Origin of the sequence: Aliivibrio sp. 1S175 (genome assembly GCF_001690985.1) — a bacterium.
Lineage (GTDB): Bacteria > Pseudomonadota > Gammaproteobacteria > Enterobacterales > Vibrionaceae > Aliivibrio.
Genome location: NZ_MAJS01000079.1, coordinates 15,803 through 38,169 on the forward strand (window position 1 = coordinate 15,803; position 22,367 = coordinate 38,169).

Annotated in this window: 18 protein-coding genes; 12 read left to right on the top strand and 6 right to left on the bottom strand. The window is 41.2% G+C overall.

What is annotated here, in order from left to right; genetic code table 11:
• Positions 1-59: 59 nt before the first annotated feature.
• From rnr to metF, 7 genes are all read left to right on the top strand, one after another.
• On the top strand, positions 60-2,567 hold the full coding sequence (gene rnr / locus A6E06_RS15315; RefSeq protein WP_065594223.1) for a ribonuclease R: 2,508 nt from the start codon (positions 60-62) through the stop codon (positions 2,565-2,567).
• Between the two features lie 70 nt (positions 2,568-2,637).
• Positions 2,638-3,381, top strand: coding sequence for a 23S rRNA (guanosine(2251)-2'-O)-methyltransferase RlmB (gene rlmB, locus A6E06_RS15320; RefSeq protein WP_065594222.1), 744 nt, complete (start codon positions 2,638-2,640; stop codon positions 3,379-3,381).
• Between the two features lie 233 nt (positions 3,382-3,614).
• Positions 3,615-3,995 carry a 30S ribosomal protein S6 gene (gene rpsF / locus A6E06_RS15325; RefSeq protein ID WP_065594221.1) on the top strand — a complete coding sequence of 127 codons (381 nt, stop codon included), beginning with the start codon at positions 3,615-3,617 and terminating at the stop codon, positions 3,993-3,995.
• Between the two features lie 8 nt (positions 3,996-4,003).
• Positions 4,004-4,306: a primosomal replication protein N gene (gene priB, locus A6E06_RS15330; RefSeq protein WP_065594220.1), complete on the top strand. Its 303-nt coding sequence runs from the start codon at positions 4,004-4,006 to the stop codon at positions 4,304-4,306.
• 15 nt (positions 4,307-4,321) lie between these two features.
• Positions 4,322-4,549, top strand: a complete 228-nt coding sequence (rpsR, locus tag A6E06_RS15335; protein ID WP_005421136.1) for a 30S ribosomal protein S18 — start codon at positions 4,322-4,324, stop codon at positions 4,547-4,549.
• Positions 4,550-4,589: 40 nt separating this feature from the next.
• Positions 4,590-5,039 carry a 50S ribosomal protein L9 gene (rplI, locus tag A6E06_RS15340; RefSeq protein WP_060992649.1) on the top strand — a complete coding sequence of 150 codons (450 nt, stop codon included), beginning with the start codon at positions 4,590-4,592 and terminating at the stop codon, positions 5,037-5,039.
• Between the two features lie 294 nt (positions 5,040-5,333).
• Positions 5,334-6,224 (top strand): methylenetetrahydrofolate reductase, encoded by an 891-nt coding sequence (gene metF / locus A6E06_RS15345; RefSeq protein ID WP_065594219.1) that lies wholly within the window; start codon positions 5,334-5,336, stop codon positions 6,222-6,224.
• 134 nt (positions 6,225-6,358) lie between these two features.
• On the opposite strand, the gene ppc is transcribed toward metF, so the two are convergent.
• Together ppc and argE are read right to left on the bottom strand one after the other, a co-directional pair.
• On the bottom strand, positions 6,359-8,989 hold the full coding sequence (gene ppc / locus A6E06_RS15350) for a phosphoenolpyruvate carboxylase (protein WP_065594218.1): 2,631 nt from the start codon (positions 8,987-8,989) through the stop codon (positions 6,359-6,361).
• 178 nt (positions 8,990-9,167) lie between these two features.
• Positions 9,168-10,304, bottom strand: a complete 1,137-nt coding sequence (argE, locus tag A6E06_RS15355) for an acetylornithine deacetylase (protein ID WP_065594217.1) — start codon at positions 10,302-10,304, stop codon at positions 9,168-9,170.
• 207 nt (positions 10,305-10,511) lie between these two features.
• On the opposite strand from argE, the gene argC reads away from it, so the two are divergent.
• The 4 genes from argC to argH all read left to right on the top strand — a co-directional run bounded on the left by argC (position 10,512) and on the right by argH (position 15,771).
• Entirely contained in the window at positions 10,512-11,516 is a 1,005-nt protein-coding gene (gene argC / locus A6E06_RS15360) for an N-acetyl-gamma-glutamyl-phosphate reductase (protein ID WP_065594216.1), read from the top strand.
• Between the two features lie 15 nt (positions 11,517-11,531).
• Complete coding sequence (gene argB / locus A6E06_RS15365; RefSeq protein ID WP_065594215.1) at positions 11,532-12,311, top strand: acetylglutamate kinase; 780 nt, start codon at positions 11,532-11,534, stop codon at positions 12,309-12,311.
• Positions 12,312-12,383: 72 nt separating this feature from the next.
• A complete protein-coding gene (locus tag A6E06_RS15370; RefSeq protein ID WP_065594214.1) occupies positions 12,384-13,595 on the top strand; it encodes an argininosuccinate synthase in 1,212 nt (403 codons plus the stop codon).
• A gap of 301 nt (positions 13,596-13,896) precedes the next feature.
• On the top strand, positions 13,897-15,771 hold the full coding sequence (argH, locus tag A6E06_RS15375) for an argininosuccinate lyase (RefSeq protein WP_065594213.1): 1,875 nt from the start codon (positions 13,897-13,899) through the stop codon (positions 15,769-15,771).
• A gap of 142 nt (positions 15,772-15,913) precedes the next feature.
• Here the strand turns inward: argH and A6E06_RS15380 are convergent, their stop codons facing one another.
• From A6E06_RS15380 to A6E06_RS15390, 3 genes are all read right to left on the bottom strand, one after another.
• A complete protein-coding gene (locus A6E06_RS15380; protein WP_065594212.1) occupies positions 15,914-16,177 on the bottom strand; it encodes a DUF3624 domain-containing protein in 264 nt (87 codons plus the stop codon).
• Between the two features lie 120 nt (positions 16,178-16,297).
• Positions 16,298-17,764: a dihydrolipoyl dehydrogenase gene (locus A6E06_RS15385; RefSeq protein WP_065594211.1), complete on the bottom strand. Its 1,467-nt coding sequence runs from the start codon at positions 17,762-17,764 to the stop codon at positions 16,298-16,300.
• 165 nt (positions 17,765-17,929) lie between these two features.
• A complete protein-coding gene (locus A6E06_RS15390; protein WP_065594210.1) occupies positions 17,930-18,658 on the bottom strand; it encodes a glutathione peroxidase in 729 nt (242 codons plus the stop codon).
• Positions 18,659-18,837: 179 nt separating this feature from the next.
• Between A6E06_RS15390 and oxyR the strand changes: the two genes are divergently transcribed.
• Positions 18,838-19,734 (top strand): DNA-binding transcriptional regulator OxyR, encoded by an 897-nt coding sequence (gene oxyR / locus A6E06_RS15395; protein ID WP_065594209.1) that lies wholly within the window; start codon positions 18,838-18,840, stop codon positions 19,732-19,734.
• Between the two features lie 79 nt (positions 19,735-19,813).
• Here the strand turns inward: oxyR and A6E06_RS15400 are convergent, their stop codons facing one another.
• On the bottom strand, positions 19,814-22,312 hold the full coding sequence (locus A6E06_RS15400; protein WP_065594208.1) for a penicillin-binding protein 1A: 2,499 nt from the start codon (positions 22,310-22,312) through the stop codon (positions 19,814-19,816).
• Positions 22,313-22,367 lie beyond the last annotated feature (55 nt).

Below are 22,367 nucleotides of genomic sequence, written 5' to 3' on the forward strand. Positions count from 1 at the left end.
TTGTTTCTATACTCAGGTACAATTACCTTATTATCTCCTCCGACTAAGCAGGTCAGCCTATGTCTAAGATTATTCAAAACGATCCTTTCCAAGATCGAGAAGCAGAAAAGTACGAGAATCCAATTCCAAGCCGTGAGTTCATTCTTGAATTTTTCCAAAAAGCAGAAGCGCCTTTAAATCGTAATGACTTATTCGAAGCCCTGGGTTTATCTGGTGAAGATAACTACGAAGGTTTACGTCGTCGTTTAAGAGCGATGGAGCGAGATGGACAATTAGTCTTTACTCGTCGTCAGTGTTACGCATTACCAGAGCGTATTGAGGTATTAAAAGGCCTTGTTCTTGGTCACCGTGATGGCTTCGGCTGGATCCGTCCTGAAGGCAGCATTGGTAAAGATAACGATGTGCTTTTGCCTTTCCACCAAATGAAAAAAGTTATTCATGGTGATGTAGTACTAGTTCAGCCAACAGGTACTGATAAACGAGGCCGAAAAGAAGGTCGTGTTATCCGTGTATTAGAGCCTCATAACGATGGCATTGTTGGCCGATTCTTTACGGAAGATGGATTAAGTTTCGTTGTGCCTGACGATTCGCGTATTAATCAAGATATCTTCATCCCTAATGAGCATAAAATGAGTGCTCGAATGGGGAATGTTGTTGTGATTAATATCACTGACCGTGGTGGCCGTGCTCGCGGCATGTCAGGTCAGGTAATTGAAGTTCTTGGTGAGAATATGGCTCCGGGAATGGAAATTGACATTGCACTTCGTACACACAATATTCCTCATGTATGGCCAGCAGCGGTTGAAAAACAAGTTGAAGGGCTAGCAGAGGAAGTGCCAGAAGAAGCAAAAGAAGGCCGTGTTGATCTTCGTGAATTACCATTGGTAACGATTGATGGTGAAGATGCTCGAGATTTCGATGATGCCGTATTCTGTCAAGCGAAAGCCTCAGGTGGCTGGCGCTTATGGGTTGCGATTGCCGATGTTAGTTATTACGTTCGTCCAGAAAACGCATTAGACAAAGAAGCGATTCAGCGTGGTAATTCAGTTTACTTCCCTGCTCAAGTGGTTCCGATGTTACCGGAAATCTTGTCTAACGGTTTGTGTTCATTGAATCCTCAAGTTGACCGTTTATGTATGGTGTGTGAGATGACTATCTCTGCATCAGGAAAACTGTCAGGCTTTAAACATTACGAAGCGGTGATGAACTCACACGCGCGTCTTACGTATAATAAAGTAAGCGACATTCTTGATGGTGACGAAGAACTAACTCAACGTTATGAACCGCTGGTTCCGCACTTGAAAGAACTGCACAACATGTATCAGGTGTTAAAAACAGCACGTGAAGCGCGTGGTGCCATTGAATTTGAAACCATTGAAACTAAATTTATTTTCAATGCTGAACGTAAAATAGATCGCATCGAACCTGTGATCCGTAATGACGCACATAAAATCATCGAAGAATGTATGATTTTGGCGAACATTGCTTCAGCGACTTTTGTAGAAAAAGCAAAAGAGCCAGCGTTGTACCGTGTGCATGAAGCGCCAGGTGAAGAACGCTTAACGGGTTTCCGTGATTTCTTAGGAGAGTTAGGTTTAAGCTTATCTGGTGGGTTAACGCCATCTCCAACAGATTACGGTCAATTAGTTCATTTAATTGCTGATCGTCCAGATAAAGAATTGATTCAAACGATGTTACTGCGCTCAATGAAGCAAGCGGTATATAACGCAGATAATCAAGGTCACTTTGGTTTGGCTCTTAAGCGTTATGCGCACTTTACGTCGCCAATTCGTCGTTACCCTGATTTATTATTGCATCGTGCTATTAAGTATCTTATTGCAAAAGAAAAAGGTCATAACACCGATCGTTGGACACCAACAGGTGGGTATCATTATTCGTTTGATGATATGGATGTGTTTGGTGAGCAATGTTCAATGACAGAGCGTCGTGCAGATGATGCGACACGTGATGTGTCTGATTGGTTGAAGTGTGAATACATGCAAGATCATATTGGCGAAGAACTAGAAGGTGTGATTGCCAATGTCACGGGCTTTGGTTTCTTTGTTCGATTGAATGAGTTGCACATCGATGGTCTGGTACATATTTCATCTTTGGCAAATGACTATTATCAATTTGATGCTGCGGGTCAGCGTTTAACGGGTGAGAGTTCAGGTCAGATCTTCCGATTGGGTGATCAAGTGACGGTGAAAGTACTTGCCGTTAACTTAGATAGTCGCAACATTGATTTTGAATGCACGACATCAATGCGTAAAGCGCGTGGTCAAGGTAAAACAACCAAAGACAATGCGAAGAAGCGTGATGATAAAAAAGCCCCTCGTCGAGATCCTAACTTTAAAGCAAAAAAAGGCGATAAAGTTGAACCAAAAGGTCGCGGTCAATTAGCTGATCGTAAATCCAAAGGTAAGGGCAAGGTTAATTCAAAAGCTCAAGCCATGGTTGAACCAACGAAACGTCCTGACGGTTCTGCTGAAGGCGCTCCGGCGAAGAAAAAACCAAGACACAAGAAAAAAATACGTGCAAGAAAGCCGAAACCAAAGGCTGAGTAAGTAAACATTCGATAATGAGGCAACGTTGCCTCATTAGCTCCACTAATTTGTAATAGAAAGAAGCGATAACATGAGTAATGAATTTCTTTTTGGTATCCACGCAACCAAAGCTGTATTAGAGCGTGATCCTGCCCGTTTCATTGAAATCTTTGTATTAAAAGGTCGTGAAGACGATCGTTTATTACCTATCATCACTGAACTAGGTGAACTTGGATTTAAGATCCAAGAACTTCCACGTAAAACGTTAGACGACAAAGCGAAAGGTGCAAATCACCAAGGTATTATTGCTCGTGTTACGCCTGCTAAGCAGTTGAATGAACGTGATTTAGACGACATCATGGATAAAACAGAGAATCCATTATTCTTAGTTCTTGATGGTGTAACCGATCCTCACAACCTTGGTGCTTGTCTGCGTAATGCTGATGGTGCAGGTGTGGCTGCGGTTATTGTTCCTAAAGATAAATCAGCATCAATGACAGCAACAGTAAGTAAAGTGGCTTGTGGTGCGGCTGAAATGGTGCCTCTTGTACGTGTAACTAACTTGGCTCGTACTATGCGTGCACTTCAAGAGAAAGGTGTATGGTTTGTTGGTACCGCTGGTGAAGCTACACATGATGTATATCAAGCGAAACTTACAGGGCCATTAGCTATCGTTATGGGTGCAGAGGGGGACGGCATGCGTCGTTTAACTCGTGAGACTTGTGATGACCTCATTAAAATCCCTATGGCAGGTTCTGTAACGAGCCTAAATGTTTCTGTAGCGTCAGGTGTCTGTTTGTTTGAAGCGGTACGTCAGCGTTCGCTACAAGGCTAAATAGTCTATAAAAACAAGTGGCTAAGAGTGAAGGTAATGATGATTTCATTGCCTTCTTTTTTTAAACTAAATGAACGAAAATATTTTTGTGATTTAGGTATCTTTTTCTTGCCAATAACGCTGTTTTTCTATACTATCCGCCGTTCTTAATTCTCAGTCTTTTTTTTAGTTCCTTGCTTCCCTTGGATGACTGAGCCAATCGTGGAAGCTGAATAATCCGTAAGGAGCAACCAATGCGTCATTATGAAATCGTATTCATGGTGCATCCTGATCAAAGCGAGCAAGTTGCTGGCATGATCGAGCGTTACACAGGTTCAATCACAGAAGCTGGTGGTACTATCCACCGTCTAGAAGATTGGGGTCGTCGTCAAATGGCTTACCCAATCAACAAATTGCATAAAGCACACTACGTTCTTATGAACGTTGAGTCTGAGCAAGCTGTTATTGATGAACTAGAAACTGCATTCCGTTACAACGATGCTGTTCTACGTAACATGATCATGCGTACTAAAGCTGCGATCACTGAGCCATCAGTAATGATGAAAGCTAAAGAAGAGCGTACTGCTAAGCGTGAAGACGCTGCACCACGCGCTGAAGAAGCTGCTGCTGAGTAATTGATTTGATGACCAATCGATTGGAGTTAAGCGGTATTATCGCCAAGGCTCCGGTTCGAAGTCTTAGTCCTGCGGGCATACCTCATTGTCATTTTGTCATTGAACATCGCTCGATTAAACAGGAAGCTGGCTTATCACGTGAAGTCTATTGCAGAATGAACGTGGTAGTTAGTGGACAAGGGTCTCAAGCTTTAACTGCAAACTTGGCTCAAAATAGTAACGTTACGGTAGGTGGTTTTATCACGTACCAGACAGGCCGAAATGGCGTGGCGAGAGTAGTGTTACATGCTGAGCATATTAAATTCATTTAGATCTGGAGATAGCCCATGGCTCGTTTCTTCCGTCGTCGTAAATTCTGCCGTTTTACAGCAGAAGGCGTACAAGAGATTGACTACAAAGACGTAGCAACTCTAAAAAACTACATCACTGAAGCTGGTAAAATCGTACCTAGCCGTATCACTGGTACTCGTGCTAAATACCAACGTCAGCTAGCTCGCGCTATCAAGCGTTCTCGTTACCTTGCACTTCTACCGTACACAGATAAGCATCTGTAAGTCGATAGCAGTTTAAATAAGTTTATAGAGGACTAAGATAATGCAAGTTATTCTACTTGATAAAATCGGTAACCTAGGTAGCCTTGGCGACCAAGTTAACGTTAAAGCTGGTTACGCACGTAACTTCCTTATCCCACAAGGTAAGGCTGTTATGGCAACTAAAGCTAACGTAGAGATGTTTGAAACTCGTCGCGCTGAATTAGAAGCTAACGTTGCTAAGCAACTAGCTGCTGCAGAAGCTCGTGCTGAGTCTGTTAACGCTCTAGAAGTTACTATCGCATCAAAATCTGGTGACGAAGGTAAACTATTCGGTTCAATCGGTACTCGTGACATCGCTGACGCTGCTACAGCTGCTGGCGTTGCAATCGCGAAAAGCGAAGTTCGTCTTCCTGAAGGCGCTCTACGTACAACTGGTTCTTTCGAAGTTAGCATCCAACTTCACTCTGAAGTATTTGCTACATTGAAATTAGAAGTTGTTGCTGCTGAGTAATCAATAGCCAACTAATAATTTAAACGCCAGCCTTAGTGCTGGCGTTTTTTTTATCTATTACTTATCTAACTGACGACATTTCATAACTGCATCACTCCTTCTTTAATTTCTCATCTTCTTTATTTCATAGTGAAAATAACTCAATTACTACTTGAGAAAAATTCATAATCAGATCCTTGACTTTGAACTCTATAACATACATTCTGTAGACATATAGACGTCCAAATGACGTCAACACGGATGATGTATTTTTGTAATGCTTTATATTTGGCATTACAGCAGGGAGAGCAAGATATGGCCTATTCACACGCAAGCCACCTAGAGTCACTGAATCAAAATATTGCTGAGCTTGATGGTAGTATCAATGTCTCTTTTGAGTTTTTTCCACCAAGTTCAGAGAAGATGGAAGAAACGCTGTGGAATTCTATTCACCGTTTAAAAACACTAAAACCAAAATTTGTGTCTGTAACGTATGGGGCTAATTCTGGTGAACGTGACCGTACCCATTCCATAATAAAAGAAATTAAAGAGCAAACAGGCCTTATTGCGGCACCTCATTTAACGTGTATTGATGCAAGCCGTTCAGAGTTAATCGACATTGCGAATGATTACTGGGCAAATGGTATTAAAGATATTGTTGCACTGCGTGGTGATATTCCTGCGGGCGGTGGAGTACCTGATATGTACGCATCAGATTTGGTGGAACTGTTAAAATCTCAGCATGATTTTGATATTTCAGTGGCTGCATTTCCGGAAGTACATCCAGAAGCGAAAAGCGCACAAGCGGATTTATTGAATCTAAAACGTAAAGTGGATGCCGGTGCTAACCGTGCAATTACTCAGTTTTTCTTTGATGTCGAAAGTTACTTACGTTTCCGTGATCGCTGTGTTTCTGCGGGTATTGATGTGGAGATTATTCCTGGAATTCTTCCTGTATCGAACTTCAAGCAAGCCTCTCGTTTTGCCAAGATGAATAATGTGAAGATCCCTGGGTGGATGGCACAGCAGTTTGATGGCTTGGATGATGATCCTGTGACTCGTCAAATGGTAGGTGCAAGTCATGCGATTGATATGACGCGTATCTTAAGTCGTGAGGGGGTGAAAGACTTCCATTTCTATACGCTAAACCGTGCAGAACACACTTATGCGCTTTGTCATACACTAGGTGTTCGCCCTAAAGGTTAATATTTACCTAAGAGTTATTGATAAAGAACCGCTCACTGTAGCGGTTTTTTTGTGTCGGTATCTGTCTAAAAGATAAAAGAAAAGGCCACCGAAGTGACCTTTGAATAATAGGAAGGTTGTTTTAACGCTTAGGCTTAGCCAGTGTTACGCATACCTGCGGCAATACCTGCAATCGTAACCATTAGCGCTTCTTCAAGTTCTGGTGACGTCTCTTCTTGTTGACGAGTACGGAACAGAAGCTCAGCTTGTAGCATGTTGAGTGGATCTACATAGATGCTACGTAATTTAATTGACTCAGAACCCCACGGGTCACGCTCCATTAAGTGATCGCTGTTCTCTACGTTCAATACCGCTTTAATATCCGCTTGTAATTGATTACGTAGACGCTCACCTAAAGGCCATAGAGATTTGTCTGTTAAACGTTGATCGTAGTATTCAGACATCTGTGGATTACACTTGGTGTAAACCATTTCAAGCATTCCAAGGCGAGTAGAGAAGAATGGCCATTCACGACACATCTCTTCTAATAGCTCTTGGTGACCTTTATCAATTGAATATTGAATTGCTTCACCAGCACCTAGCCATGCAGGAAGAACTAAACGGTTCTGACTCCATGAGAAGATCCAAGGAATTGCACGTAGGCTTTCTACGCCGCCATTTGGATTTCGTTTAGCAGGGCGAGAGCCTAAAGGTAGTTTACCTAGTTCTAGCTCTGGTGTTGCTGCGCGGAAGTAAGGAACAAAGTCTTTCTCACCACGAACAATATTACGATAAGCTTCACACGATACTTCAGAAAGTACGTCCATTAAATCACGCCATTCTTGCTTAGGCTCTGGTGGTGGAAGAAGATTCGCTTCAAGAATCGCACTTGCGTATAGGTTAAAGCTGTTTACTGCGACTTCAGGTAGACCCAACTTAAATCGGATCATCTCACCTTGCTCAGTAACACGTAGGCCACCTTTTAAGCTTTTTGGTGGTTGAGATAGAAGTGCAGCATGGGCTGGTGCACCCCCGCGACCAATTGTACCGCCACGGCCGTGGAATAAGGTTAGTTCGATGTTTTCTTTTTCACAGACATCGACTAAGGCTTCCATCGCACTGTATTGCGCCCAACCTGCTGACATGACACCGGCATCTTTTGCAGAATCAGAATAGCCGATCATCACCATTTGATGGTTTTGAATAAATCCACGATACCAATCAATAGAGAACAGTTGCTCCATGACTTCTTTTGAGCGATTCAAATCGTCCAGAGTTTCAAACAGTGGACACACATCCATACGGAACGGACAGCCAGCTTCTTGAAGTAATAAATGAACAGCCAATACGTCTGATGCGGTGCGAGCCATTGAGATAACATAAGAACCTAATGCTTCTTTAGATTGTTCTGCAACGACTTTACACGTATCAATAACTTCTTGAACTTCAGGAGATGGCTCCCAGTTACGAGGAAGTAGCGGGCGCTTAGAGCTTAATTCATTAACAAGGAAAGAGATCTTATCTTGCTCGCTCCATTGGTCATAATCACCAATGCCTAAGTAGCGAGTCAACTCTGATAATACGTTTGAGTGACGCGTACTTTCTTGACGAATATCGAGGCGAACAAGATGCACACCAAATGCTTTCACACGACGAAGTGTATCAAGTAGAGAGCCTTCGGCAATAATAGCCATACCGCAAGCGTGCAGAGATTGGTAACACGCATATAATGGTGCCCAAAGTTGATCTGCATCGGTAAGAATTACTTTATTTGAGGTCAGCTCACCTTTCATTTGAGCATCTAGGTTTTCAAGTGTATCGCCTAATAAAGTACGAAGCTGTTTAAGAACCGCACGATAAGGTTCGTGTTGTTCCCCTGCAAGCTCTCGAACTTCATCAGTACATTTCACCATAGAAAGTTCACTGATAAGTTCATTCACGTCTTTTAAGAACAGATCTGCAGCTTTCCAGCGAGAAAGAAGCATCACTTCACGTGTGATCTTGTGTGTGACGAATGGGTTACCATCTCGGTCACCACCCATCCACGAGGACATATGAACAGGGCGAGCATCAATTGGAAGGCCTTCACCTAAATGGCTAGTTAAGCGTTGATCAAATTCTCGTAAGAATTCAGGGATACCTTGCCATAGTGAGTTTTCAACAACAGCAAATCCCCATTTAGCTTCATCTAGAGGCGTTGGACGCTCTTGTCGAATGACATCTGAGTGCCATGCTTGTGCAATTAATTGTTCAAGGCGACGTTCTGTTTTTTCACGTTCAGAGAACGAAATATCGCTAAGTTCAAGTTTTGACAAGCATTCGTTGATTTTAATTAATTTGTTGATCATGGTACGACGTGCAATTTCTGTAGGATGTGCAGTCAGTACGAGTTCAATATTTAATTCACGAACTGCTTGTGTGGTATCTAATTTGCTAATGTTATTTTGGCTTAACTTAGAGAATAAAGTACTAATAGCATCAGGTTCGCACACATGAGCTTCACAGTGACGTGAAATGGTATGATATTGCTCTGCCATGTTCGTTAGATTTAGGAATTGACTGAATGCACGAGCAACCGGAGTTAGTTGATTGTCTGGAAGGTTTTTAATTTCTTCAATTAATGCATTACGGTCATTGTCGCTTCCTGCGCGTGCTGTTTTAGACAGCTTACGAATGGTTTCAACTTTTGCTAATAGCTCTTCACCATGTGCGTCTCTAATTGTATTTCCAAGTAGATGACCCAACATGCTTACATTGCTTTTTAAAGCCGCGTACTTTTCATTCATAGTTACTTCCTATACTGTAATTTTGTTACATCCTAAATTTTTTCTACATCCAATCTATCCGAATTTACGGCTATTCGTCAAATATTGAAGTATAAACGGCGTTCTTTTAGATAAGTTATTGCCGTAGATCATCGAATATTCATTTTCATATTGACGAGTTTTGTAAATTTATTTCAGATTAGAAACAATGTTTGTACATTAATTTGCTAAGAACATTGATTGTTGGATCAATAAAGGAAAATGCTAAAAATTCATCAGGTTGGTGTGCTTGTTCGATAGAACCTGGACCTAAAACTAGAGTGGGGCAAAGATCTTGTAAGAAGGGTGCTTCGGTACAATAGTTCACGGTTTCGACTTCTTGACCACAAATCTCGGCAGTACTTGTAACAATAGGGCTGTCTGAACTACATTCATAACCTGGAATTGGATCGTGTAATGACGTAATTTCAATTTTACCGGGCCATTTAGCTTCAACTTCTTTCAACGCATCGCGCAACATATTATCTAACCCATCAAGACTTATCCCTGGTAAAGGGCGGACATCATAATGAAGTTCACAACAACCACAAATACGGTTTGGACTATCGCCACCGTGAATATGACCAAGGTTGAGTGTTGGATAAGGAATTGAAAAACCAGGGTTGTGATATTCCTTAACGAGTTTATTTTTTAAATGCATTAAGGCAAACATGATTTCATTCATAATTTCTAATGCATTAACCCCAAGAGCAGGATCTGAAGAGTGTCCAGATTTTCCTGTGACTCGAATAGCATTGGCAACATGACCTTTATGACCTCGAATTGGTTTCAAACTTGTTGGTTCACCAATAATGCAATAGTCAGGTTGAATTTGAGTATTTGAAGCAAAATGACGAGCCCCTAACATAGTTGTTTCTTCATCGCAGGTAGCAAGGATGTAGAGAGGTTTGGATTGATCTTTCCAATTAATATTTTTGATGGCCTCTAAGATAAAGGCAAAAAAACCTTTCATATCGGCAGTACCTAAACCATAAAATCGGTCATTGGCTTCGGTTAATGCATGAGGCTCGTAATTCCAACGGCCTTGATCGTACGGGACAGTATCGGTATGCCCTGCTAATAATAATCCGCCTTCCCCTGAACCTAGTTTTGCAAGTAAGTTCAACTTACCTTTTTCAATTTCTTCAATTTCAACTTCACACCCTAAATCTTCACACCACTGCGCTAATTTATGTATTACTTCAGCATTACCTTCATCCCAACTTGGATCTGTAGAGCTGATTGAAGAGGTTGAAATGAGTTGTTGATAATAATCTTTAAATTCTGGAAATTTCATTTATTCATACATCCACTGTTGACAGAAAAGAGAGAACCCTGTAAAACACATATTAAATCACATAAAGTGAATAGAAATACAGTTTAGTTTAATTTTAATGAATAAACTAAATTTTAAAAAGGAAAAGCAGTATCTAATATACGTAACTCTCAAGTTACCTTGAATGGCTTTTTCCTTCAATAGTTGAAGAGATAAATGGACGTATTTATGTTGAAAACAACCATCATCGGAGCAAGCGGATACACAGGTGCAGAATTGGCACTGATGGTATTTAAGCACCCACACCTTTCTTTATCAGGCTTATATGTTTCTGAGAATAGTTTGGATAAAGGAAAAGCAATCAGTGAATTGCATGGTTCATTAAAAGGGATTGTAGATGACGCCTTACAACCTTTAGTTAATCTGAATCAAGTAGCGAAAGAGAGTGATATTGTTTTACTCGCAACGGCGCATGAAGTTAGCCACGATTTAGCGTCTACTTTTTTAGAGAATGGTTGTGTTGTTTTTGATTTGTCTGGCGCATTCCGTGTTCAAAAAGAAGGTTTCTATTCTGAATTTTATGGTTTTGAACATAAATACGAAGGTTGGTTAGATAAAGCCGTTTATGGGCTAGCAGAATGGAACGCGGATGAAATTGCTAAGGCGCAATTAATTGCCGTTCCGGGATGTTATCCAACTGCGTCACAATTAGCATTAAAACCATTAGTCGAAGCAAATTTATTAGATCAAAATCAATGGCCAGTTATTAATGCGACAAGTGGTGCGACAGGTGCTGGGCGTAAAGCGAACTTAACGAGCAGTTTTTGTGAGGTGAGTCTTCAGCCTTATGGTGTATTTAATCATCGCCATCAACCTGAAATTGCAGCGCATTTAGGATGCGATGTCATTTTTACTCCTCATCTTGGTAATTTTAAACGCGGTATTTTAGCGACAATTACCACGAAGTTAGAGAAAGGGATAACGGAAGAGCAAATTCAAAAAGCATTTGAGAAAGCGTATGCAAAAGAACCAATTGTACGTTTATTGGGAAATGAAATGCCAAAGCTGCAATCTGTTGAGAAAACGCCTTTCTGCGATATAGGTTGGAAAGTACAAGGTGAGCACCTAATTGTCGTTTCTGCTATTGATAATTTATTAAAAGGCGCATCAAGCCAAGCAATGCAATGCATTAATATTCGTTTTCGGTTCCCTATGTTAACCGCTTTAATATAGAGTATGGAGTGTAATATGAACCAACGTCCATTGGTGATTAAGTTAGGTGGTGCAGTATTGTCATCAACCGAAACGTTAACACAATTATTTAAAACGGTTTCAAACTATCAACAACAAGCTCAGCGCTCATTAGTTATTGTACATGGTGGTGGCTATCTTGTTGATGAGTTGATGGCAAAATTACAACTTGAAACGGTTAAGAAAGAAGGGTTACGTGTCACGCCAAAAGATCAAATTGGTTATATCACAGGAGCACTTGCAGGAACGGCAAATAAAATGCTGCAAGGTCAAGCGATGAGAAATGGTGTGAACGCGATGGGATTAAGTTTGGCTGATGGCGGTTTATGCAAAATCACACAGCTTAATCCTGAGTTAGGTAATGTTGGTTTGGCGACGGCAGGTGATGCAACAATATTAAATGCAGTACTAGCAACGCAGGTAACACCGATCATTAGCTCTATTGGTATTACAGCTGAAGGTGAGTTAATGAATGTGAATGCTGATCAAGCGGCGGTTGCGGTTGCTACTGCGTTAGATGCTGATCTAGTATTGCTGTCTGATGTTGCTGGTGTATTGGATGGCGAAAAACAATTAATAGCAAGCCTAGATTCAGAGCAAGCGGAATTATTGATTCAACAAAAAGTGATAACTGACGGCATGATCGTGAAAGTGCGAGCAGCTTTAGAGGCAGCACAAGAGCTTGGTCGAGCGATAGAGGTGGCGTCATGGCGTTCACCTGAAAAATTAGCTGAGTTGTTTATTGGAAACAGCATTGGCACCCAGTTTCAGCCTTAATAGGCGAGATGTTAAACCATTTTAATTTTATAGAATACAGTCGCCGCGAGTATGCGGAGCAAGGAGAATAGAATGAATAAGAAAATCGAAGTAAACAAGGTTGTTGTTGCATACTCAGGTGGTTTAGATACGTCTGTGATTATTCCGTGGCTAAAAGAAAACTACAATTGTGAAGTTATCGCGTTTGTTGCTGATGTTGGTCAGGGTGCGGAAGAGCTTGAGGGTATTGAAGCAAAAGCCATCGCATCTGGCGCAAGCGAATGTTATGTGGCTGACTTAAAAGAAGAAATGGTTTCAGAGTATATCTTCCCTACGTTAAAAACAGGTGCTCTTTATGAAGGGAAATATCTCCTTGGCACGTCAATGGCTCGCCCTATTATAGCGAAAGCACAAGTTGAAGTGGCTCGTAATGTTGGTGCAGATGCCCTTTGTCATGGCTGTACAGGTAAAGGTAATGACCAAATTCGTTTTGAAGGTGCTTTTGCTGCGTTAGCCCCTGATTTACATGTTATTGCCCCATGGCGTGAGTGGGATTTAGTGAGCCGTGAAGAGTGTCTTGATTACCTTGCAGAGCGTAACATTCCTTGTACCGCGTCACTTACTAAAATCTACTCTCGTGATGCAAACGCATGGCATATTTCAACTGAAGGTGGGGTTCTAGAAGAGACATGGAACGCACCAAATGATGATTGTTGGGCATGGACAGTCGACCCTGAACAAGCACCAAATGAATCAGAAATCGTTTCAATCAAAGTGGAAAAAGGCGCCGTTGTTGCTGTTGATGGTAAAGCCATGACACCTTATGAAGTGGTCGTTTATCTAAATGAGAAAGGCAGTAAACACGGTGTTGGCCGTATTGATATCGTAGAAAACCGTCTAGTAGGCATGAAATCTCGTGGTTGTTATGAAACTCCGGGCGGCACCATTATTAATGAAGCACTGCGTGCTGTTGAGCAACTTGTTTTAGATAAAGCATCATTTGAATTCCGCGAAGAGTTAGGAATTAAAGCGTCTCACCTTGTGTATGACGGCCGTTGGTTTACGCCTTTATGTAAGTCAATTTTAGCGGCAACAGAAGAGTTAGCTCAAGATGTGAATGGTGAAGTTGTCATTAAGCTTTATAAAGGCCAAGCGACAGTAACGAAGAAGCGTTCAGATAATAGTTTGTACTCAGAAGAGTTTGCTACTTTTGGTGCTGATGAAGTATACGACCAAAGCCACGCGGAAGGGTTTATTCGTCTTTACTCATTATCAAGCCGTATCCGTGCACTAAACAGTAAGTAAATTAAAGGCACTCATTAACATACGTCAATGGCTAACATATAATTAATAACAACTGTTAAACAATTTGATTTACACTAATCGAAGTTCATTTAATAATTAAATGGACTTCGATTTTTTTTGTCCTGATGATTTATAATGGGGTTTGCAGTTGATACTTGAATAATTATGTAAAAATAATGAATTTAATTCTTTATTTTTATTTGGAATTGCCGTAAGTTTAAACCATCAAGAAAAATACTGAATTAAATCAGAATTAATATTTGCAAAAAGCAGTGAGCACTGTCCATTTAGGAGATACACCATGGCATTATGGGGCGGACGTTTTAGTCAGGCAGCAGACACAAGATTTAAACAGTTTAACGATTCACTTCGTATCGATTATCGTCTTGCAGAACAAGATATTGTCGGTTCTATTGCATGGTCTAAATCACTGCTGTCAGTTAATGTTATTTCAGAGTTTGAGCAACAGAAACTTGAATTAGCACTGAATGAATTAAAGCTAGAAGTGATGGAAGATCCTGAGCAAATATTACTTTCTGATGCTGAAGATATTCATAGTTGGGTTGAAACTCAGCTTATCGGAAAAGTGGGTGATTTAGGTAAAAAATTGCATACTGGTCGTTCTCGTAATGACCAAGTGGCGACGGATTTAAAACTATGGTGTCGTCAACAAGGGCATCAGCTTCTTCGTACGCTTGATTTACTTCTGAATCAATTGGTTAATGTTGCGAGTGAACACCAAGCAACAATACTTCCTGGTTATACGCACCTTCAGCGTGCGCAGCCTGTTACATTTGCGCACTGGTGTTTAGCATATGTAGAGATGATAGAGCGTGACTATTCTCGTCTTGAGGATGCAATTAAGCGTTTAGATACGTGCCCATTGGGATCCGGTGCTCTTGCGGGGACGGCTTATCCGATGGATCGTGAAAAATTGGCACGTAATCTTGGCTTTCAGCGTGCAACACGTAACAGTTTAGATTCAGTATCAGACCGTGACCATGTAATGGAGTTGATGTCGATCGCTTCTATTTCTATGGTTCACTTATCTCGTCTTGCTGAAGATATGATTTTTTATAATTCTGGTGAATCTAACTTCATCGAGTTGGCAGATACGGTGACGTCTGGTTCATCGTTAATGCCACAAAAGAAAAACCCTGATGCATTAGAACTGATCCGTGGTAAGTGTGGCCGTGTATATGGTGCACTGGCAGGCATGATGATGACAGTAAAAGCACTGCCATTAGCCTACAATAAAGACATGCAAGAAGATAAAGAAGGTTTGTTTGATGCATTAGACAGTTGGTCTGATTGTATTGAAATGGCTGCGCTTTGTTTTGAAGGGGTTAAAATAAATAAAGAACGCACTCTAGAGGCGGCAAAACAAGGGTATGCCAATTCAACAGAATTAGCTGATTATTTGGTAGCTAAAGGAATTCCATTCCGTGAAGCTCATCATATCGTTGGTGTTGCAGTGGTTAGTGCCATAGAAAAAGGCTGTGCATTAGAAGAGTTGTCTATTGCTGAGTTAAAAGTGTTCTCTGATGTAATTGAAGATGATGTGTATGCAATTTTAACTATCGAATCTTGTCTTGCTAAACGTAATGCTCTTGGTGGTGTCGCTCCAGAGCAAGTCGCTTATGCGGTCGAGCAAGCTGGCAAGCGTTTGCAGGAACGTGACTCAACGGGCGTTAAAGTTCGTCCTGCACGTTTAACGGATTTAGATGCATTAGAAGGAATGGTCGCTTACTGGGCTGGTCTTGGAGAGAATTTACCTCGTAATCGTAATGAGTTAGTGCGCGATATCGGCTCGTTTGCTGTGTCTGAGCATCATGGGGAAGTGACAGGCTGTGCTTCCTTGTATGTGTATGACTCAGGTTTAGCCGAAATTCGTTCTCTGGGCGTAGAGGCAGGTTGGCAGAGCCAAGGGCAAGGTAAAGCGATCGTTCAACACTTGGTAGAAAAAGCGCGTGAGATGGCAATTAAGAAAGTATTTGTGCTAACTCGTGTTCCTGAGTTCTTTATGAAGCAAGATTTCATACCGACCTCTCGTTCTTTGCTACCAGAAAAAGTACTGAAAGATTGCGATCAGTGTCCTCGTCAGCATGCGTGTGATGAAGTGGCATTAGAAGTGAATCTTCAAGAGCAAATAATCATTAAAGCGAGTGTGGCTTAAATAATTATGCGAGGCGCTTAACTAATTAATCTAAATAAAAAGAAAAAGTGGTGAACTTTTTAAGTAAGTACTAGTCTTATTAATACTGCTTTTTCTTAGAAAGATTCTAAGAGACCCCAATATCTTGATTGATGTTGGGGTTTTATTTTTTGTGCTTACCTTTAATATTTGATGATTTTATCAAACGATAATAGCCCATTGCTAATAAATGCAATGTCAGTAATCCGCTAAATGCAGAACTAACCATAAAAGTAGCAATTGCCTCTATTTGGTAAGGACTGGCTTGAAAAAATTCCAACCAAGTTAACCATCCTCCGATAGAAAGAAAAATAAGTTGTTTTATACAACGAGAGCAGCGACCTAATTTTTGTTTAAAAATATCAGTTCGACAAGATTGGCAAGCCATATCAGTCCACTTAAAAAATGAGCAAGGGCGGCTATTTTAGCGAGAGGCTCTGAAGATAGAAATAAAAAAGTCGATGTTTTCACATCGACTTTTATTTTGCTCTTTGTTATTGATGCTTGATTAACAGCCTGGTCCACAATCTAAACAGTGTTTGATTGTTTCTGGACCTAAATGTAGCTTAGCATTCAAATCACGAAGTGCAGTACGCACGCCTTCCTCAATTACTGGATGATAGAAAGGCATATCTAACATTTCTGAAATCGTCATTTTGTTTTGGTGAGCCCAAGCTAACAAGTGCGCTAAATGCTCTGCATTTGGTCCCATCATTTCAGCACCAAGGAAGCGACCTGTACCTTGCTCACCGTAGACATGAAGAATTCCTTTATTGCGTAGCATCACTCGTGAACGGCCTTGGTTTTCAAAAGACACTTCACCAGTTGCAAAACAGCCACATGTCCCTAAGCGAGTGGTAATTTCTTTATACGTTTCACCAACCATTGCTATTTGCGGGTCAGAGAATACCGCGGAGATTTTTGAGCGGCGAAGGCCTGCGCGGATCTCAGGGAAGCGTCCTGCATTATCACCAGCAATACGAGCCTGGTCAGCCGCTTCGTGTAATAACGGTAATTGGTTACTTGCATCACCAGCAATGAAAATACTTGGTTGTGATGTTTGTAGTGTGTAGTGATCAGCCGTTGGTACGCCGCGCTCATCTAGCTCAAGAGAGGTATTTTCTAAACCTAACTTATCTGTGTTTGGACGACGTCCCGTTGCCGCTAATACATACTCAACAAGGTTGGTTTCTAGTTCACCTTGTTTATTGATGAACTTAATCTCAACACGGTCTTCACCAGACTCAGTGGTAATACGTTTCATGCTTTCTATCTTCACATCTGCATCAAGATAGAATTCTTCATTAAATGCTTTATTTGCATAGGCCATAACTTCTGGGTCAGTAACAGGACCAACTTGGCCGCCTAAACCAAACAGCTTGGTTTCAACACCTAAACGGTGAAGTGATTGACCAAGCTCAAGGCCAATAACGCCAGGGCCAAATACGGCAACCGATTTTGGTAAGTCGTCCCAGTTAAATACATCGTCATTGATGATCAAGCGATCACCTAATTCATTCCAAACAGCAGGGTAGGCAGGTCGAGAGCCTGTTGCGATAACAATACGTTTTGCAGTGACGATCGTATGGTCATCAACTTGTAGCGTATTATCATCTAAAAATTTAGCGTAGCCAGAGATTTTATCTTCTGCTGGTATTTCATCAACGCCTTCTAAAACAAAGCCAACAAAACGATCACGTTCAAATTTAACTCGGTCCATGACTTCACGGCCGTTAATTACGATGTCACCTTGAGGGTGAATACCGAACTGAGGTGCTTTTTCAATTTGGTGAACACTTTCTGCCGCTGCAATTAATAGTTTTGATGGCATGCAACCAACACGAGCACAGGTGGTGCCGTAAGGGCCGCCTTCAATCATGACAACACTGTCAGTATGTGTTTTTGCCGCACGGTAAGATCCTAAACCTGCTGTACCACCACCGATAACAGCTACATCAACATTGACTTGTTTCATAATAATTCTCTCGTAATGGTATTTTTTGAGTGTACGAATCCCGCCGACTTTTATTATTTTTTGAAAGTAAGTCAGAATGCTGGATTTGCTGTTTTGTGAGTGTATCTAATTAACGGGGTTACTAGCCTACAATGCAGTAGGCTAGTTATGGTACGTTCTAGTAGATTAAGCTAGGAAAGCTTCTAGTTCTTCGCTACCACCGATGTGTTTACCACCGATGAATACTTGAGGAACCGTAGAGCGACCAGTAATAGCTCGTAGACTTACTGTTGTTGCATCTTTACCTAGTACTACTTCTTCGTAGTTTAAGCCTTTATCAATTAGGTTCTGTTTCGCTTTCATACAGAAAGGACAGCCAGGTTTTGTAAATACAGTAATTGACTCTTGTTCTTTATGCTCAGGAGCAAGGTAGTTTAGCATCGTATCTGCATCAGAAACGTTGAACGGGTCGCCTGCTACGTCTTCTTCGATGAACATCTTCTCAACAACGCCGTTTTTCACTAGCATGCTGTAGCGCCATGAACGCTTGCCAAAACCAATATCATTTTTCGCAACTAACATGCCCATGCCGTCAGTGAAGTCACCGTTACCATCTGGAATGAAAGTAATGTTTTCAGCTTCTTGGTCAGCTTTCCATGCGTTCATTACAAACGTGTCGTTTACAGAGACACAAACGATTTCATCAACGCCGTTGTCTTTAAATACAGAATAAAGCTCGTTGTAGCGAGGTAGGTGGCTTGAAGAACACGTTGGTGTAAATGCACCAGGAAGACTGAATACGATAACGGTTTTGTCTTTGAATAGTTCTTCTGTTGTCACGTTAACCCAAGCATCACCTTTACGTGTTGGGAAAGTAACTTGAGGAACTGATTGGCCTTCTTTAGATGTAAACATAATGATGTCCTTTAATTTTTAATAAATTTTAAATTTCTTTCCGGGGTCTGCCCGGTTGATGTAGCTATTATGCAAAAGCTGGCTTGATAGTTCTAATCGTTTGGTGTTATCGTTTCAATCGTTAAAAGCTATCGAACTTATTGCCATCAATAAGATATAAGCTTTCAGGAGTGTAATACATGAATATCCGTGATTTTGAGTACTTGGTCGCACTTGCTGAGCATAAACATTTTCGTAAAGCCGCAGAGTCTTGTTTTGTCAGCCAACCAACGCTAAGTGGTCAAATCAAGAAGTTAGAAGAAGAAGTAGGATTGACGCTGCTAGAGAGAACCAGTCGTAAAGTATTGTTCACCGAAGCGGGTTTACAATTGGTCGATCAAGCAAAGCGTATTCTTATTGAAGTAAAGTTATTTTCAGAGCTTGCTAATCAGCAAGGTAAAGAGATGGCAGGGCCATTACATTTAGGCTTTATTCCAACGGTGGGTCCTTATTTATTGCCTTGGATCGTACCGACATTAAAAGCACAGTTTCCTGATTTGAATTTATATCTTCACGAAGCGCAAACCCATCAATTGGTTAAAATGCTAGAAGAAGGCAAGATTGATTGTATGATCTTGGCCTCGGTTGACGAGACGAGTGGCTTTATTGAAGTGCCTATCTATGATGAACCGATGGTGTTGGCTGTTCCTAAAGAGCATAAGTGGGCAGAAGAAAAGTCGATCGATATGTCTCGCCTTAATGGTGAATCCGTATTGATGCTTGGTGATGGCCATTGTTTACGAGATCAAGCATTAGGTTTTTGCTTTGCGGCAGGAGCAAAAGACGACGATCACTTTAAAGCAACAAGCTTAGAAACGTTGAGAAATATGGTTGCTGCTGGAGGCGGTATCACCCTAATGCCTTACTTGTCTGTCCCTAAAGAGAAAGAGCGTGATGGGATTTGTTATTTACCGGCTAAAGCTCCGGTTCCGCATCGTCAAATAGTATTAGCTTATCGTCCGGGTTCCCCATTAAAGGGTCGCTATGAGGCATTAGCAAAAGAAATCGAAAGTAAAATGGCTGACGTTATCCATTAAACTGTTTTATAGATAAAAGACGAATAAAAAAAGGGACGCTTAAGTAGCGTCCCTTTTTTATTATTTTAAGATAACGGATTTAAAATAAGCTTTCGTCTTCTTCGCCATCTCCATCGGTATCACCTGATGAATAAAGCGTATCTTGGAAATCTTGTTTTACGTATTCTGTCGGCTCAGTTCCACCAGCAAAATATTCCCACATACTGGTTTCATCATTTTTATTGGTTAATAGACCCGTTTCACGATCTATTTTTACCTTGATGATATTAGCAGGAAGACGTTGGCTCTCTTCTGGAACACCATCAAGCGCAACTCTCATAAAATTAACCCAAGCGTAAATAGCCGTTTTACCGCCAGCTTCGCCACCGGTAGGCATCTCTTCTTTGGTCATGTTGTCGTTTTTAGTAGTATAGCCTAATCGGTGTGATGGATTATCAAAACCAACCCATGCAGTTGCCACTACATTTGGACCATAGCCGTTATACCATGCATCAACAGAGTCATTAGTTGTCCCTGTTTTACCACCAATATCACGACGTTTTAGAACTTGTGCACGCCAGCCAGTCCCATTCCAGCCTGTGCCTTTACGCCAGCTACCGCCACCCCAGATATTGCTATACATCATTTGTTTTACTAAGAATGCATTTTGCGCTGAGATAACTTTTTTAGCGTAAGGTGAATCGTCATCGTTTTGGTCAGAACAATCACTTTGGCAAATCGTTTTTGGCGTTGCTTTATAAACTTCATCACCAAATGGACTATTAATGTGGTCGATATAATAAGGTTCTACGTAGTAACCATTATTGGCAAATACGGAGAAGCCTTGCGCCATTTGTACTGGTGTTAGGCTACCCGCGCCTAGTGCAATGGTTTCAGAGTGTGGGATGTCTTCTTTTTTAAAGCCAAAGCGAGTTAGATAATCAATAGTTTCATCTAAACCGACTTCACGTAACACACGAACGGCCATTACGTTTTTAGATTGAGCTAAACCAATACGTAGGCGAGCAGGACCAACATAGGTTGGTGGCGAATTCTTAGGTCGCCATGCTGTACCTTGACTCTGATCCCAAGTATTGATCGGAGCATCATTTACCAAGCTTGCTAGTGTTTTACCGTGGTAAAGAGCAGCAGAGTAGATAAATGGTTTGATACTAGAACCAACCTGACGCACAGACTGAGTAGCACGGTTAAATTTGTTGTGAACAAAGTTGAAACCACCCACTAGAGAGGTGATAGCCCCATCAGTTGGATCCATAGCAACAAACGCGGTATTTGCTGCGGGCACTTGGCTTAACTTCCAAACTGTCGTTGTTACGTCATCGGTAGTTTCTTGGCTTAATGGACGAACATACACTTGCTCACCTGCCGCTAAGATATCAGCGGCACGACGAGGTGCTGGGCCTTGACGTTTGTCTGTTTTAAAGCGACGAGCCCATTTCAAACCATCCCAAGGTATGGTCGCAATACCATTATTTTTGATATCAACGGTAGCTGTTTTTCCTTTAACAGAAAGAACAACAGCAGGCATTAGATCACCATAAGATGGTTCATTTCTTAAATGCTTAGTAATTGCATCTTCATCTAATGGTGTCGCTTTTGGTTCCCACACTGTTTTTACTGCACCACGGAAGCCATGACGTTCGTCATAAGCAAGTAGGTTATCAATTGATGCCTTATTTGCAGCGGCTTGCATTTTTGAATCAACAGTTGTGTAAATGTTCATACCAGAGGTATAAGCGGCTTCTTCGCCGAACTTATTAACCATCCATGCACGAGCGATTTCTGCAATGTAAGGCGCTTGAAGTTCAATCTCTGCACCGTGGTATTTAGAGATAATGACTTCAGCTTTAGCATCTTCAAATTCTTGCTTAGTAATGTAACCTTCATCAAGCATACGAGCTAAAACAACATTGCGACGAGTCGTTGCGCGATCAATTGAATAGATAGGATTCATTGTTGATGGTGCTTTTGGTAAGCCTGCAATAATGGCGACTTCACCTAAAGTGAGTTGCCCAATTTCTTTACCAAAATAAACATGAGCTGCTGCGCCAACGCCATAAGAGCGGTAACCAAGATAAATCTTATTTAGATAGAGTTCTAAGATCTCTTGTTTTGTTAGTAATTGCTCGATATGAACGGCAATAAAAATCTCTTTAATCTTACGCATGATCTTCTTTTCATTAGATAAGAAGAAATTACGCGCAAGTTGTTGAGTAATGGTACTCGCCCCTTGTTTTGCTGAGCCCGAAGCTAAAACAGCAAAAGCAGCACGAGTAATACCGATAGGATCGAAACCATAGTGGCTATAAAAGCGACTGTCTTCAGTTGCAATAATCGCTTCAAGTAGATGAGGAGGCATCTCTTCCAATTTTAAAGGAATACGACGCTTCTCGCCAAATTGCGCAATTAATTTACCATCGCGGCTATATACCTGCATTGGTGTTTGTAGTTGTACATCTTTCAATGTTGCCACATCTGGTAATTCTGGTTTCACATATTGGTAAAAACCAAAAATTGTTGTGACCCCAAGAATAATGCAAACCAATGTAACTATAAGCAGTGCCTTTATGAACTTCACCTGATATTTCCCGTTTACTTTAATCTATATTGTCGTTTCTAACCCATAACTTAGT